Below are 15,027 nucleotides of genomic sequence, written 5' to 3'. Positions count from 1 at the left end.
GGGCTGGTCGCTATAGGGGTGCGGGGGCGGGTTCCCCTGTGTCGCGGTCTTTGGCGTCAAAACTAACTGCTGGGCGACGTCTGTGCGGTGCTTTGGTCCTAGGCGCTGTTGCCATCAGCGGCGCGGTACAGCCGGCGTTCTCAACCTGTAGCGCGGATCAAGTGATCATTGAGACGCAAAGCGGTCAGCACCGTTTTGATGTCGAATTGGCGGATACGAGCGCAGAGCGCGCGCAGGGGCTGATGTTTCGAGAATCGATGCCGCAAGACGCTGGGATGCTCTTTGTGTATCCGAAACCTAGGCCCGTGAGCTTTTGGATGAAAAATACACTGATTCCTCTCGATATGATCTTCACAGATCAGCGAGGAGTCATTGTCTCTATTCATAAAAATGCGATTCCTTATGATGAAACCCCACTTTTTGGTGGGGATGCTATTTTTTCTGTTTTGGAGCTGAATTCCGGTGTTTCTAAGGGAAAAAACATCAAAATTGGCGACGTGCTTTTGCACCCAGCGTATGATTTTTACATTTCTACGCCTTGTGGGGCGAAATAGGGGTTTTCATCCCTGAATAGGGACATTATAGAACCCTCAGTCGGGGCGTAGCGCAGCCTGGTAGCGCGACGGTTTTGGGTACCGTAGGCCGCAAGTTCGAATCTTGCCGTCCCGACCATTCACTAAATATAACCTAACAAAACGCTTCTCCCCTATGGGGCAGGAGCGTTTGTTGTATTTGTGGATATCTGTACCGCTAAATGCGGTAGGTGATCTGCGCCGACTCAGTTTCCTTATATTTGGATGCTTCGGCAAAAACGCCAAACGATTCGCCATATCGTACTGTTTGCGTGCCTATGGGGGCTCTCGCCTCTAACGGGAGTTTTTAATTTCAATTTCACGTATAAATTGGGAAATTTCCCCTTAATTTTACATATTTCAGAGGCTTGGCGCCCATTCTTGTCATGAAATGACACTATATCTAGTGTGCCCATTCTTTGGGCTCCATAGAGCGAAAATCATCCCAAGTATCCTTTTTTTATCCCTTACACTTATCCACAAGCTTTCACCCAATTGGTTAATCTGAAGTGGCAAAGCCCTAGAATTAAAAGAGATTTGTATTAACGCGCGCGTTTACGAATCGTACTGGCCTGTGGGTGAAATCCGTCAATAAAAAAGAGGTTAGCGAACTGCTAATTTTGACGTTGACCGGACAGGGCATACCGCTGCACATTGTGTTAGTCGACCAGCGAGATACTACATTTAGTTGCTTGGGGGCGGTAAGGGACTAGAGGCGCAGCAAATTGATCTTTGCGACATGACGAGCGGCAAGATTTGCACAAAGTGTAAATGCCTGGCCATTGTTTTGAGTGGGAACGAGCAAAGATCACAGTTAAATGACGCGCCGCTCGAACATGTATGAAGGGCCAAGACCTTTGACTGGAACTGCGCGGGGCGCTTTTCCAGCGTGGATTTGATTTGCCATTTTATACATGCGGCCCGAACCGTTTGGCGCTGTGGAAGATCATGGTCGGCGTGAATATCGAGCTGTCATAGCTTGTCGAAATAAAAAATGGGTCAAACGACTGATCGCGCAGGCCAAAAGCCAATGCATGCGGTTGGGCGTAGATAATACGTCGAATATGGGGCACTTTTCATGAAGATCGAACGCAAATTTACCAAAGCTGGGTCCGACGCTTACGCCGATATGGCGTTTCAGAAGACGTCCTCAGAAATCCGTAACCCAGATGGCACTGTTGTTTTTAAACTGGATGATTGCGAAATTCCGGCAAGCTGGAGCCAAGTGGCCTCTGATGTCATTGCGCAAAAATACTTTCGTAAAGCTGGTGTGCCTGCAGCCCTGAAACGGGTGAAAGAAAAGGGCGTTCCGTCGTTCTTGTGGAAATCTGTCCCAGACGACGCGGCTCTTGCGAAATTGCCCACGAGCGAGCGCTTTGGCGGCGAAACCTCTGCCAAGCAGGTGTTTGATCGCTTGGCTGGCGCTTGGTGTTACTGGGGCTGGAAGGGGGGCTATTTCACCTCTGAAAGCGATGCCAAATCCTATTTCGATGAAATGCGCTATATGCTTGCCGCACAAATGGCCGCACCGAATTCACCGCAGTGGTTCAACACTGGGTTGCACTGGGCTTACGGCATTGATGGACCGGGCCAAGGGCACCACTATGTCGACCATGAAACTGGCGTTTTGACACGGTCCACATCTGCTTATGAGCACCCACAACCGCACGCCTGTTTCATTCAATCCGTTGCTGATGATCTTGTGGGCGACGGCGGCATTATGGATCTTTGGGTTCGTGAAGCACGCCTGTTCAAATACGGTTCCGGCACTGGCACCAACTTTTCATCTTTGCGCGGCTCTGATGAGGCGCTGTCTGGTGGTGGTAAATCCTCTGGTCTTATGGGGTTCCTTAAAATCGGTGACCGTGCTGCTGGCGCGATCAAATCGGGCGGCACTACGCGTCGCGCCGCCAAGATGGTCATCTGTGATATGGACCACCCCGATGTGGAAGAATTCATCAATTGGAAGGTGATCGAAGAGCAAAAGGTTGCCTCAATCGTAGCTGGTTCCAAAATGCACGAGCGTCAGCTTAACGCGATTTTTGATGCGATTGGTACATGGGACGGCGCTGAAGATGATGCCTTTACTCCCGCCAAGAATTCAGCGCTGAAATCTGCTATCAAAGACGCGAAAAAGGTTTGTATCCCAGAAACATACGTCAAACGTGTTCTGGATTATGCAAAACAGGGCTACGCTAAAATCGAGTTTCCAACATATGATACAGATTGGGATTCAGAAGCTTACGCCTCTGTGTCAGGCCAAAACTCAAACAACTCAGTGCGCGTCACCGATGCGTTCTTGAAAGCGGTCAAAGATGACAGCGATTGGGAATTGATCCGCCGCACAGATGGATCTGTCGCCAAAACCGTGCGCGCCCGTGATTTGTGGCAAGACGTTGGCCATGCTGCTTGGGCTTGTGCCGATCCGGGTATCCAGTTCCACGACACAGTTAATGCATGGCATACGTGCCCAGAAGACGGTGCGATCCGTGGATCAAACCCTTGTTCTGAATACATGTTCTTGGATGACACGGCCTGTAACCTTGCATCTATGAACCTTTTGACGTTTTTGAAAGACGGCAAGTTTGACGCCGAAAGCTACATGCACGCCACACGGTTGTGGACGCTGACGCTTGAGATTTCTGTGATGATGGCGCAATTCCCATCAAAAGAGATCGCACAACGGTCCTATGACTTCCGCACTTTGGGTCTTGGGTATGCCAACATCGGCGGTTTGTTGATGAACATGGGCTTTGGGTACGACTCCGATGAGGGGCGGGCGCTGACAGGTGCTTTGACCGCGATCATGACTGGTGTTTCTTATGCGACATCCGCTGAGGTTGCTGGCGAGTTGGGCGCGTTTGCCAAGTTCGACAAGAACCGCGATCACATGCTGCGCGTCATTCGCAATCACCGCACTGCGGCTTACGGCAAATCCACTGGATATGAGGGCTTGGATATCAAGCCTGTGCCATTGGATCACAACAGCTGCCCTGATGCGTCTTTGATTGAGCTGTCCAAGACCGCTTGGGATGAGGCGCTCGAATTGGGCGAAAAGAACGGTTACCGCAACGCGCAGGTTTCTGTGATTGCGCCAACGGGCACCATCGGTTTGGTGATGGACTGTGACACCACAGGCATCGAACCAGATTTCGCGCTTGTGAAATTCAAGAAACTCGCAGGCGGCGGCTATTTCAAAATCATCAACCGCTCTGTGCCCGCTGCTTTGGCAAAACAAGGTTATGCATCGAGCCAGATCGAAGAAATCGTGTCTTACGCTGTGGGCCACGGGTCTATCGGCAACGCGCCAGGCATCAATCACACGTCTTTGATTGGGCATGGGTTTGGCAAAGAACAGATCAACAAGATCGAAGCCGCTTTGCCATCCGCTTTTGACATTCGCTTCGTGTTCAACCAATGGACTTTGGGCGAAGATTTCTGCACAGGCACGCTTGGTATCCCAGCTGAAAAACTCAATGATCCTTCGTTTGATTTGCTGCGTTCGCTCGGGTTTTCCAAAGCTGACATTGATGCGGCCAACAACCATGTTTGCGGCACGATGACACTTGAAGGCGCGCCGCACCTTAAAGAAGAGCACTACAATATCTTTGATTGTGCCAACGCCTGCGGTAAAATTGGTAAGCGTTATCTGTCAGTTGAAAGCCACATCACTATGATGGCTGCAGCGCAATCGTTTATCTCTGGTGCGATTTCCAAGACCATCAACATGGCGAATGACGGCACGATTGAAGACTGTCTGGCCGCTTATGAGCTGTCTTGGTCTTTGGGCATCAAAGCCAATGCACTGTACCGTGATGGATCAAAACTTTCCCAACCTTTGGCAGCAGCACTGATCGAGGACGACGACGAAGCCGAAGAGATTTTGGCATCCGGATCAACCCATGAAAAAGCCGCTGTTTTGGCCGAAAAGATCATCGAAAAAGTGATTATCAAAGAAGTGGCACGGGGCCGTGAAAAACTGCCTTCACGCCGCAAGGGCTATACACAAAAATCCATCGTGGGCGGGCACAAAGTTTACTTGCGCACGGGTGAATACCAAGACGGCAATCTCGGTGAAATCTTTATTGATATGCACAAAGAGGGCGCTGGGTTCCGTGCGATGATGAACAATTTTGCCATCGCGGTCTCTGTTGGTCTGCAATACGGCGTGCCGTTGGAAGAGTTTGTTGATGCTTTCACATTCACCAAATTCGAACCTGCGGGTATGGTGCAAGGCAACGACAGCATCAAAAACGCGACATCAATCTTGGACTACATCTTCCGCGAGTTGGCCGTGTCTTACTTGGACCGCACCGATTTGGCGCATGTTAAACCTGCAGGCCACGCTTTTGATGATCTGGGACGTGGCGAACAAGAGGGCGCATCCAACGTGCGTACCCCATCTGAGAACGCGTCAGTGAAATCTATTGAAGTTCTTAAACAGATTTCATCCACAGGGTACCTGCGCAAGCGCATGCCGCAAGAACTCGTTGTTTTACAGGGCGGGGCAGGTGCACTTTCGCTGGACAGCTCAATTGATCCACAGGCCGCTTTACAAGCTTTGGCGCCTGAAATCGCGCGGTCTGTTACGTCAGAAACCGCCGTGTCCTCTGTCACTGTGACGACTGGGGCAACATCGCTTGATCTGCGCTCAAAGGCTAAAATGCAGGGCTATGAGGGCGATCCATGTGGTGAATGTGGCAACTACACGCTCGTGCGCAACGGCACCTGTATGAAATGTAACACTTGCGGCGGCACGTCGGGCTGTAGCTAAGGGGAATGTGAGTGATGGAAATGGTATTTGATATCGCAGGACACCGTTGTGTTGCCGCCCGTGTGCAAATGCGCGGCAACACGATCGAAGCGGATTTTTCACAAGATGCTGAGGCCAGCTTGGCCGATGCTTTTTCTGGCAGCCAATCCGTGTCAATCCTAGGGATGGCCGCGATGTCTGTCACTTATTCGGTACAAGATTACAAATCCGCCGGCACAGACGGCTGTACCGCAATTTTTTCAGTCAACAGCAGCGCAGGTCGTGTGTTGCATTGATGTAAAAGGCACAACGACAGCACCGCTTTCAAAGTGTGGTGCTGTGCGGAAGACTTACCCATTTAAGCGGTGGTTTTCCAAAGAGGGGACAGTCCCTCATGTTCCGGAGCGGATGCGTTCGCTCTTGGCGTAGATCAGGCCACAGGCAAAAAAATACGAGCAGTAATCAACCATGAGCCTGATCAGCGAACCTAGGGGGGCCTAATTGGTCCCCCACTTTTTGCGCAATGTAAGCTGGGTTGTGCAGCAATGGGTTAGCCGTTTACGACGCGCAGATTTGGTTGTGTATTTGAAGCGGCTCTCAGCAAATGCTCACTGATATTCGGTGCGATTTTGGAATCTAACAACGTTAAGTTTGTGCAGCCCCTAAAGTCGCCAAATGTGACCAAAGTAAATTGTACCAAATCCCCAATGGACAGAGTTTCACTGTCATCAATCATGATGTCTGACGCTGACGCATAGGCCAATTTTGCGCAATCTTCGCACCAAACAATTGCTTTTTGTCTTTTAGGGTCTGACCACAGAACGATACCAAACATAACAATCACCACTAATTAAAAAATCTATCCCTATGTTTTACATAATGGTTTTGTGACGGATATCTGTCGAAATGTGTCTTACCTCAACGTAACTTGACGCTGATTGGCGTCTGCACATGACGCTATTAACTTGAAAACTTGCAATTGGTTGAACAACACGTAAGTATATTGCTTAAATCTAATTGTATTAAGGTGTTTTGACTGGCGCTACTTAGCGTCTCTTGCGTTCGTAAATTTGAAAGGTGGGGATGTTATGGGGTTTTCTGGGATTGCAGGACAGAATGATGGCGACAGCGTGGCCTCTTCGGAGCCAACCTATTTGCGGTCCGTTTTTGGAGCAAATCTGCGTGAACTTAGTCAATCGGCCCCGTCCATAGCGCAGCTTTGTCGCGAACTTGGGATCAATCGCACGCAATACAATCGGTACTTGAGCGGCGATGCCTTTCCGCGTCCTGATGTTTTACATAAAATTTGCACATTTTTTAAAGTCGATGGGCGCATTTTGTTAGAACCGCTTGAAAAATTGAAACGGGATCAGACCGAAAGAGAGGGTCAGTCCCCAATTTCAGAGGCCGTGCGCAGGCAAAAAATTGCACAAGTGGATGAGACAAAGCTCATTCCTGGGCCATATCTCTTTTATCGTCGGTCTTTTGTAGGTGATGGATATATAACGGTTAATTTGGTGTGTCTGAAGTCGGATGCACGCGGATCTATGGGGGTTACTGGAATACTGGCACGGTCGCGGTCTGATGAGTTGGGCTTGCCGATAGCTGGGCACGAGCGTCGTATCGACGGCATGTTTTTTCAGCACCCCACAGGATTTTCATTTCTATCTATGGTGCGCAATTTGCCGTTGTGGAATATGGGATTTGTCGAATTTGCCTATCTTGGAAATTCGCGTTTTTTGCATGGTGTGTCTATCGTGACGCAACGGTTCACCAGTAAAAGTTCCCTGTATGAGCCTGTATTGATTGAACAGATTGATCCCACCATGGCGGCAATGCTTAAAGCGCGCCATATTCTTGGCCACAAACATGTCGATACTCTCAGTGCGACAGCGCAGTTGTTTTTCAAAGGTGAGCATAAATAGGCATCAGTTAAACCGGCCTGCACGGGTGTGTCAGGTTGTGTGACACATAAAAAACGCGGCTCAAATCTGGCCGCGTTTTTCGTATTTTTGATCTATGTGGTTTGCGTCAAGTCTATGCGATTGTGCCGCGCGATAGCGCTGCAACGCCGGTGCGTGCCGTCTCAATCAAGCCTAAAGGCCGCATCAAATCTGCAAAAGCATCGATTTTTTCTGATGTCCCAGTCATTTCAAACACAAAGCTTTCCAGCGTGCTATCGACTACATTGGCACGAAAGATTTCAGCCAAACGCAGGGCTTCGATCCGTTTGTCCCCAGTGCCGTGCACCTTGAATAGTGCAAGCTCGCGTTCAACAGAGCCGCCTTCGACCGTTAAATCATGCACATCATGCACGGGCACGATCCGCCCCAACTGCGCCTTGATTTGTACAATCACATTGGGTGTGCCCGTGGTGACGATGGTGATGCGCGAGCGGTGTCCTTTGTGGTCCACCTCGGCCACTGTAAGGCTCTCGATGTTGTAGCCACGCCCCGAGAACAGGCCGATCACACGTGCCAAAACACCGGGTTCGTTTTCGACCAAAACGGCCAAAGTGTGCTTTTCGATGATCTCGCCATTGGGATCACGTAGATTGTAAGCTGAATGGCTTGATGAGCCTTTTTTGATATGAAGTGCAGACATGATGTTTTCCTTTATACCAAAACCGCGCCGTCGGATTTAATCGCGTCTTCTGTCGGCGCATCCCCCAGCAGCATTTCGTTGTGCGGCTTGCCTGATGGGATCATTGGCAAGCAGTTTTCGTGCTTTTCGACCAAACAATCCATGATTACAGGGCCATCGTATTTGATCATTTCCATCAAAGCGTCGTCCAAATCTTTGGGGTCAGACACTTGAATGCCTTTCGCGCCAAAGGCTTCGGCCAATTTTACGAAATCGGGCAGGGCGTCGGACCATGATGAGCTGTAGCGCTCGCCGTGCAGCAATTGCTGCCATTGGCGCACCATGCCAAGACGTTCATTATTCAAAATGAATTGTTTCACGGGCAGTTTATACTGCATCGCGGTGCCCATTTCTTGCATGTTCATCAACCAAGATGCTTCGCCAGCGACATTGATCACAAGACTGTCAGGATGGGCCACTTGCACCCCAATGGACGCAGGGAAACCATAGCCCATCGTGCCCAATCCGCCGGATGTCATCCAACGATTGGGGTCTTCAAAGCCCAAATATTGTGCCGCCCACATTTGGTGCTGGCCCACTTCGGTGGTGATGTAGCGGTCCATGCCTTTGGTCAGTTCTTCCAATCGCTGCAATGCATATTGCGGCTTAATGATAGATCCGGATTGGGTGTAGCTGAGGCACCGCACGTCACGCCATTTGTCGATTTGTGCAGTCCAAGCGCCGATGTTTTGCGTTTTGCGGCCACGTGATTTCCACACTTTGAGAATGTCTTCCAAAACATGTGCAACATCGCCAACAACTGGCAGGTCAACTTGGATGACTTTGTTCAAGGACGATGGATCAATATCGACGTGGATTTTCTTGGAGTTTGGTGAAAAGGCGTCCAAGCGACCAGTGATGCGGTCATCAAAACGTGCGCCGATGTTGATCATCAAATCACAACCGTGCATCGCCAAGTTGGCCTCATACAGCCCATGCATGCCGAGCATACCCAGCCAATGTTTGCCGGACGCAGGGTAGGCGCCAAGGCCCATCAAAGTGGATGTGATCGGGAAACCAGTGGCTTCAACCAATTCGCGCAACAATTGTGATGCGGCTGGGCCAGAGTTGATCACGCCGCCACCCGTGTAAAACACGGGGCGTTCAGCTTTTTCCAACAGGGCAACCAGATCGTTGATCTGTTCGATGTCTGCTTTTTTCTTGGGCTGGTAATGGCTCACACGCGCTTTTGCGGGTTCAACATACGTGCCATCGGCGAACTGCACGTCTTTGGGCAGGTCGATCAAAACAGGGCCGGGGCGACCAGAGGTGGCCACATGGAACGCTTGGTGGATGGTGTCTGCCAATGCGTCAGTGTCTTTGACCAACCAGTTGTGTTTGGTGCAGGGACGGGTGATGCCGATGGTATCGGCCTCTTGGAACCCGTCTGTACCAATCATGAATGTTGGCACTTGACCTGAGAAGACGACAAGCGGAATGGAATCGAGCAAAGCATCGGTGAGGCCCGTCACAGCGTTTGTGGCACCTGGGCCAGAGGTCACAAGAGCGACACCCACTTTGCCAGTTGAGCGCGCATAGCCTTCGGCGGCGTGGATCGCGGCCTGTTCATGGCGCACCAACACATGTTTGATGTCATTTTGCTGGAAAATTGCATCGTAAACCGGAAGGACCGCGCCCCCCGGATAGCCAAATATCGTGTCCACGCCCTGATCTTTCAGGGCTTGAACTACCATTTCCGCTCCGGTCATTTGCCGTGTCATCTTATTCTCTCCGTCTCACGCGTCACTCAAATTCTAGCAATAAAAAAGCCCCCGATTTTCGGGGGCGCATGGGAACCAATATGGTCAACCGTTACCGGCCCATGCGCTCTTTCCTAATTAGTACGACGATGCCTGACATGGCTTCGAGCTCCCTTTTGCTAAAGTGACATTATTTGTGACAATCGGGGGCGTCAACCGCTAATGCGGTGAATAATGTGTCTCTGGCGAAACTTTTATCGCAATAAAGTTGCGAATTTTCAGGTTTGGATGTTGATTTCAACAATTTATGCCGTGTTGTGGACCAAAACATGATCTGCAATCACGGTTTGGTCCACCTTGGTTTTGGCGATTGTTATAAATCGGACTCTTGTGAACTTGGATCGGTGTCAGACGCAAAAAACGATGTGCCGTCATGTAAAACGACCCGCCACCAATCGATTGTGTCATCAAATGTTTGGCGAGAAATCCCACCAAAGAGGGTGAATGAATACCCCAATTCCAAATCGCCATCTTCATCTATAGAGGCCGTTCCAAAGCGATACTCTGAATTAAAGGCATTTACTGCTTTTAGATCTGTGCGAAAGGCGTCGCCGTTGAAGAATGCTGAGAATGAGGCGGATTTGCAGGCGTTCATACCTTCGCAATCATAAAAATGCAGGGCGTATTTTGCCCCGTCAATACGACCGCGAAACATTGCAATATCTTCGCCATCGGTGTCTCGCGAGACAGACCCAAAGCCGCCCAAAAGGGATTCAATTTGATCAAGGTCATCAAACGTTAAAAGGTTTTCGGCCTGCGCTGTTACGGGGGCCGAAACACTAATCAAGGCGCACAGCGCACTGACGCGACCAAGTGAGACAAGGGGAGGTATGGTTGTAAAAGGATTTTGGATAAAAGCGTGTAAAAATGGACGCATAGGTTTAAAACTCCGATATTTTTATGGTTTTAATCAATCATATATTGGCTGTTTAAGCAAGTCAGAGGCCAAACCTATGGTGCTGAAATAAAGCTTTTTAACCTGCGTGCGGGCCATGAAAATATGGATTCATACAACTGTCATATTGGCGTTGTCGCGGCGTTACAGTGTCTCGGTAAATTGCCGATGATGTTCACGTGTCTCGCGAACGTATTTATCACAGCAAAAAGAGTAGTAGCCATGAAAAAGACCGATATCGTAGACCTGTCTTGGGATGATTTCGATGAAATGCGCGACCCACGTGTAGACACCAATGGCTTTGACGCCGTGGTCGATCGCGCCGTGTCACGCCGTGGTTTCCTTGGTGGTGCATTGGCATTTGGGTCGGGCGCGGCGGTTATGGGCACGGGTCTGTTTTCATCCACGACTGCGGCCAAAGCTGACGGCCACATGAAATTCGCGTTCAAACCCATCGACATCGCGACAGACGATTTGATCCACGTGCCGACAGGTTACGAGTCAAACGTGCTTGTGCGCTGGGGCGATGCGCTATGGTCCGATGCCAAAGACGCATTTACCCATGAAAACGGTGTCGCTGTTGAAATGTCAGACAAAGTGTTCGGCGAAAACACTGATGGCATGGAGTTGTTCGAAGTTGACGGCAAGCAGTTGATCACTGTGAACTCCGAATACGTGAACCCAAAAGTGAACTTGCCAGCCGAGGCTGAAGGCATGCCACGCACAGCAGATGAAGTTCAACTTTTGAAAAACCTGCAAGGTGTGACCGTCATGGAAATCGCGCCAGCGGCCCAAGGCTTCGCAGTTGTGGTCGATTCAAAATACAACCGCCGCATCACACATGAAACTGAAATGCTGATTGCTGGTCCGCTTGCCGGATCCGATTTGGTGAAAACCAATGCAGACCCCGAAGGCAAAACGGTCAAAGGCACAATGAACAACTGTGGTTCTGGCCGGACGCTTTGGGACACGTATCTGACGTGTGAAGAAAACTTTAACGGCTACTTTGGCGCGACATCCGAGCACGAAGCAACTGCGGGCGAAGTGCGCTACGGTATCGGTGGTGAAGGACGCTACGCCTACGAGAAATTCGATCCACGCTACGATCTGTCCCAAGAGCCAAACGAGCCGAACCGCCATGGTTTCGTGACAGAGATTAACCCTGCAGACCCAACATCCACACCAATCAAACGCTCTGCATTGGGTCGCTTCAAGCACGAAAATGCTGAAATGGTTCACGCTGCCGATGGTCGCGTTGTGGTTTACATGGGCGATGATGAGCGCGGTGAGTATTTGTACAAATACGTGTCTACAAACACATGGGCCATGGGCACATCGCCAGAGGGTATCTTGGATGACGGCACGCTTTATGCGGCTAAATTCAACGATGACCTGACAGGGGAATGGTTGGCTTTAACGCCTGAAACAACGGGCATGTCTATGGCCGAAATCTTGTGTTTTACACGTATGGCGGCCTCTGCCGTTGGTGCGACGACAATGGATCGTCCTGAATGGGTTGCCTCTAACCCATTGAAGGTAGAAGCATACTGTGCGCTGACCAACAACAAAAACCGCGGCGTCAAGCCAAACGCGGGTGGTGATGACACATCTGTTGATGCGGTGAACCCACGTGAGACCAATAACTACGGGCAAATCGTGCGCTGGACCCCTGATGATGAAAGCCACGCGGCAGATACATTTGCTTGGGATTTGTATGTGATGGCTGGCAATCCAGACGTTTACGACAACGCATATGCGGGGTCAGATAACGTGAACGCTGGCAACATGTTCAACTCACCTGACGGCATGGCATTCTCGTCTGACGGGATGCTTTGGATCCAAACGGACGGTGATTACAGCAACGAAGGCGAATTTGAGGGCATGGGCAACAACCAGATGTTGGTTGGCGATCCTGAAACCGGCGAAATCGCACGCTTCATGACTGTGCCTTATGGTGCCGAAGTGACCGGCCTGTGTTGGTCTGCTGATAAAAAGACTGGCTTTGTCGGCGTGCAGCACCCTGCGGGCACTTGGCCTGACATGGGCGAAGGCAACAAACCGCGCTCTTCTGTTGTGGCGTTCTGGCGCACAGATGGTGCGACAATCGGATAAAAACCAAAGACATTTTAACGATCGACAAATTTTAGAACATTAATTTTAGAACAATATGGGTGCAGTTTCGGCTGCGCCCTTTTTTTGGGGGCTGTTTTCGCGATGATAGGTCGTGTTTGCAGGGCAGGCGGCAGGCGTTAGAACCGTCCCGAGCCTTGTAAAACGCCGTGCTCCATGGCGTAACGGGTCAGGCCAGCAGTGGATGAAATGCCAAGTTTGCGTTTGATGTTTTTACGGTGAGTTTCCACCGTGCGCACTGAGATGTCCAAAACCAAAGCCACGTCTTTGTTGGATTTACCTTGGGCCAGTTCCAAAAGCACGGTTTGTTCGCGTTCGGTCAAAGGTTCACGCCCGTCTTGTGTTTTGGGTTGGATCGCTTGACGCGCCCCGCCGCACAGATAGGTTTCGCCGGTCATGACCGTGTCGATTGCATCTTTTAATTGTTCGGTTGGTACATCTTTCAACACGTATCCCACGGCACCGTGGCTCATCGCGGCTGAAATGTATTCAGAACTGTCATGCATTGTGAGAATCAAAATGCGCATTTCTGGTTGTTGTTCGAGCAAGATTTCCGTTGCCGTCAGCCCGCCCATTTGTGGCATGTTGAGATCTAGCAAAACAACGTCAGGGGTCAGGCTGGCCGCATGGGCAACAGCTTCGACCCCATTGGTCAAAGTGCCCACAACTTCAATGTCATCAAAGGTTTCAAGCAGCGCGCAGATGCCCTCGGCAACCATGGGATGGTCATCGACAATCAACACACGAATGGGGGATTTGGAGGGCATAAATGTTCTCTTGGTCTGGTTGGGCTGCTATGACGCTTGTGTGGGTCGCGAAAGCTGTGGTGGAGGCAGTACATGCTTGAGCGGCACGCTGGCGTCAATCTTTGTTCCGGGCGACAGATGAGAAATGGTCAAGGTGCCGTCAAGTTGCTCCATGCGTTCTTCCATATTGCGCAGACCAATTCCGGGGCCTTTGCTGTTCTCAATATCAATCCCGTGCCCATTGTCACTGACAATCAAAGTTGCCCCTTTTGTGTGCCCGCGCAGACTCATGGCGACCCGCGTGGCACCTGAATGGCGTTCAATATTGGTCAGGGCTTCTTGGGCGATGCGAAACAGCGCTGTTTTGGCTTCTTCATCCAATCTGTTGCGAAACACCACAGTTTCCAGCGATGTGACAATGCCCGTGCGCGCCTCGAATTCTTCGATCATGGATTTTAAAGCTGGCCCAAGCCCTAGATCATCCAAAACACCGGGGCGTAGATCACGCGAAATACGCCGCACTTCGCCGATGGCGCTGCCCAGCATATCGACGCTTTTCTCTAGGCTTTCCGTGGCGCGGGCATCGCCTTTTTGCAGCCGCCGCCACGCCAAATCCATCGCAAACCGCACGCCGATCAAGATTTGCGAAATCCCGTCGTGTAATTCACGAGCCACGCGGCTGCGCTCTTCTTCTTGGGTGTCGAAGATGCGTTGTGTCAGCTCTTTGAGTTTGGCGTCTGCCAAGCGTCGCTCGCGCACAGTGATAAACAAGCCTGTTAAAAACACCATAAACACCGCAGCCAAAGCAATCGCGCCGATGTAGAAAAACGTCCGCCGCACACGCTGTTCCACTTGGGCGCGGGCGGCTGCGACGGAATCGAGCACATCATCAATAAAGACCCCCGTGCCAATCGCCCATTGCCAGTCTTGCAAGCCAATCACATAGGCCATCATGCGGGCTTGGGCCCCCGTGGACGGCTTTTGGAATAAATAAGAATGATACCCGCCGCCATTTTTCGCCTGTTCAATCAGCGTACTGACAATTGGAGTGCCTTCGCTGTCGGTCAGGTCTTTCCAATTGCGAGTGATCAGATCGGTTTGGCGCGGGGCCACCAGATTGGTGCCATCATAATCAAAGACAAAGAAATAGCCTTCGCGGCCAAATGTCATTGCCGATAGGATTTGCGTCACTTTGAGTTTGGCATTGGCATTGTTGGGACCAGCGGGATTGTATTCCGCTGAAATCGACGCGCGGGCTAATTGTAGATAGTTTTGCAACTCTTCGCGTTTGGCCGCAATCAATTGGGTTTCCAGCTCTGAAATTTCACGGTCTGCCATGTCCCGAGATTGATGCGCGACCAACAGCGCAATGGCCCCGACAGCAAGCAAAAGGGGGATCGTTGTCAGAAAAAACAACTTCTGCGCGTAGGGGATTGAAAACAAAGATTTGAAAGGTGCGCGCATGATTGGGCCTAAAAGGGTCGAATCATAGAATAGATTGCACTGCGCCAGCGTCAATCAAAGCCTG

At 50.7% G+C, this 15,027-nt stretch carries 10 protein-coding genes and 1 tRNA gene; 6 read left to right on the top strand and 5 right to left on the bottom strand.

Features of this window, described 5'->3' with window-relative positions; genetic code table 11:
• Positions 1 to 161 precede the first annotated feature (161 nt).
• From BM025_RS19505 to BM025_RS18930, 5 genes are all read left to right on the top strand, one after another.
• The gene (locus tag BM025_RS19505; protein WP_244515606.1) at positions 162 to 554 is read left to right on the top strand and encodes a DUF192 domain-containing protein; all 393 of its coding nucleotides are present in this window, start codon (positions 162 to 164) and stop codon (positions 552 to 554) included.
• Between the two features lie 41 nt (positions 555 to 595).
• Positions 596 to 672: transfer RNA gene (locus tag BM025_RS10780), tRNA-Pro, on the top strand.
• 978 nt (positions 673 to 1,650) lie between these two features.
• Positions 1,651 to 5,346, top strand: coding sequence for a vitamin B12-dependent ribonucleotide reductase (locus BM025_RS10775; protein WP_085849599.1), 3,696 nt, complete (start codon positions 1,651 to 1,653; stop codon positions 5,344 to 5,346).
• A 14-nt stretch (positions 5,347 to 5,360) separates the two neighbouring features.
• On the top strand, positions 5,361 to 5,621 hold the full coding sequence (locus BM025_RS10770) for a hypothetical protein (RefSeq protein WP_085849598.1): 261 nt from the start codon (positions 5,361 to 5,363) through the stop codon (positions 5,619 to 5,621).
• A 792-nt stretch (positions 5,622 to 6,413) separates the two neighbouring features.
• The gene (locus tag BM025_RS18930) at positions 6,414 to 7,250 is read left to right on the top strand and encodes a helix-turn-helix domain-containing protein (protein ID WP_139204562.1); all 837 of its coding nucleotides are present in this window, start codon (positions 6,414 to 6,416) and stop codon (positions 7,248 to 7,250) included.
• 112 nt (positions 7,251 to 7,362) lie between these two features.
• Here BM025_RS18930 and ilvN read toward each other — a convergent pair whose 3' ends face one another.
• The 3 genes from ilvN to BM025_RS10745 form a co-directional block, all read right to left on the bottom strand.
• The gene (ilvN, locus tag BM025_RS10755; protein ID WP_085849596.1) at positions 7,363 to 7,929 is read right to left on the bottom strand and encodes an acetolactate synthase small subunit; all 567 of its coding nucleotides are present in this window, start codon (positions 7,927 to 7,929) and stop codon (positions 7,363 to 7,365) included.
• An 11-nt stretch (positions 7,930 to 7,940) separates the two neighbouring features.
• A complete protein-coding gene (locus tag BM025_RS10750) occupies positions 7,941 to 9,689 on the bottom strand; it encodes an acetolactate synthase 3 large subunit (protein WP_085849595.1) in 1,749 nt (582 codons plus the stop codon).
• 352 nt (positions 9,690 to 10,041) lie between these two features.
• Entirely contained in the window at positions 10,042 to 10,515 is a 474-nt protein-coding gene (locus BM025_RS10745; RefSeq protein WP_170842175.1) for a YbjN domain-containing protein, read from the bottom strand.
• Positions 10,516 to 10,845: 330 nt separating this feature from the next.
• Here BM025_RS10745 and BM025_RS10740 point away from each other — a divergent pair, with 330 nt between their 5' ends.
• Positions 10,846 to 12,735, top strand: a complete 1,890-nt coding sequence (locus BM025_RS10740) for a PhoX family protein (RefSeq protein WP_085849593.1) — start codon at positions 10,846 to 10,848, stop codon at positions 12,733 to 12,735.
• 137 nt (positions 12,736 to 12,872) lie between these two features.
• Here the strand turns inward: BM025_RS10740 and BM025_RS10735 are convergent, their stop codons facing one another.
• Together BM025_RS10735 and BM025_RS10730 are read right to left on the bottom strand one after the other, a co-directional pair.
• On the bottom strand, positions 12,873 to 13,520 hold the full coding sequence (locus BM025_RS10735) for a response regulator transcription factor (RefSeq protein ID WP_085849592.1): 648 nt from the start codon (positions 13,518 to 13,520) through the stop codon (positions 12,873 to 12,875).
• Positions 13,521 to 13,547: 27 nt separating this feature from the next.
• Positions 13,548 to 14,963, bottom strand: a complete 1,416-nt coding sequence (locus BM025_RS10730; RefSeq protein ID WP_085849591.1) for a cache domain-containing protein — start codon at positions 14,961 to 14,963, stop codon at positions 13,548 to 13,550.
• Between the last annotated feature and the right edge of the window lie 64 nt (positions 14,964 to 15,027).

Source organism: Pacificibacter marinus (genome assembly GCF_900109555.1).
Taxonomy (GTDB): domain Bacteria; phylum Pseudomonadota; class Alphaproteobacteria; order Rhodobacterales; family Rhodobacteraceae; genus Celeribacter; species Celeribacter marinus_C.
The sequence above is the reverse complement of the archived record's forward strand: the minus strand, read 5'-3'. Positions and strand labels throughout refer to the sequence as shown.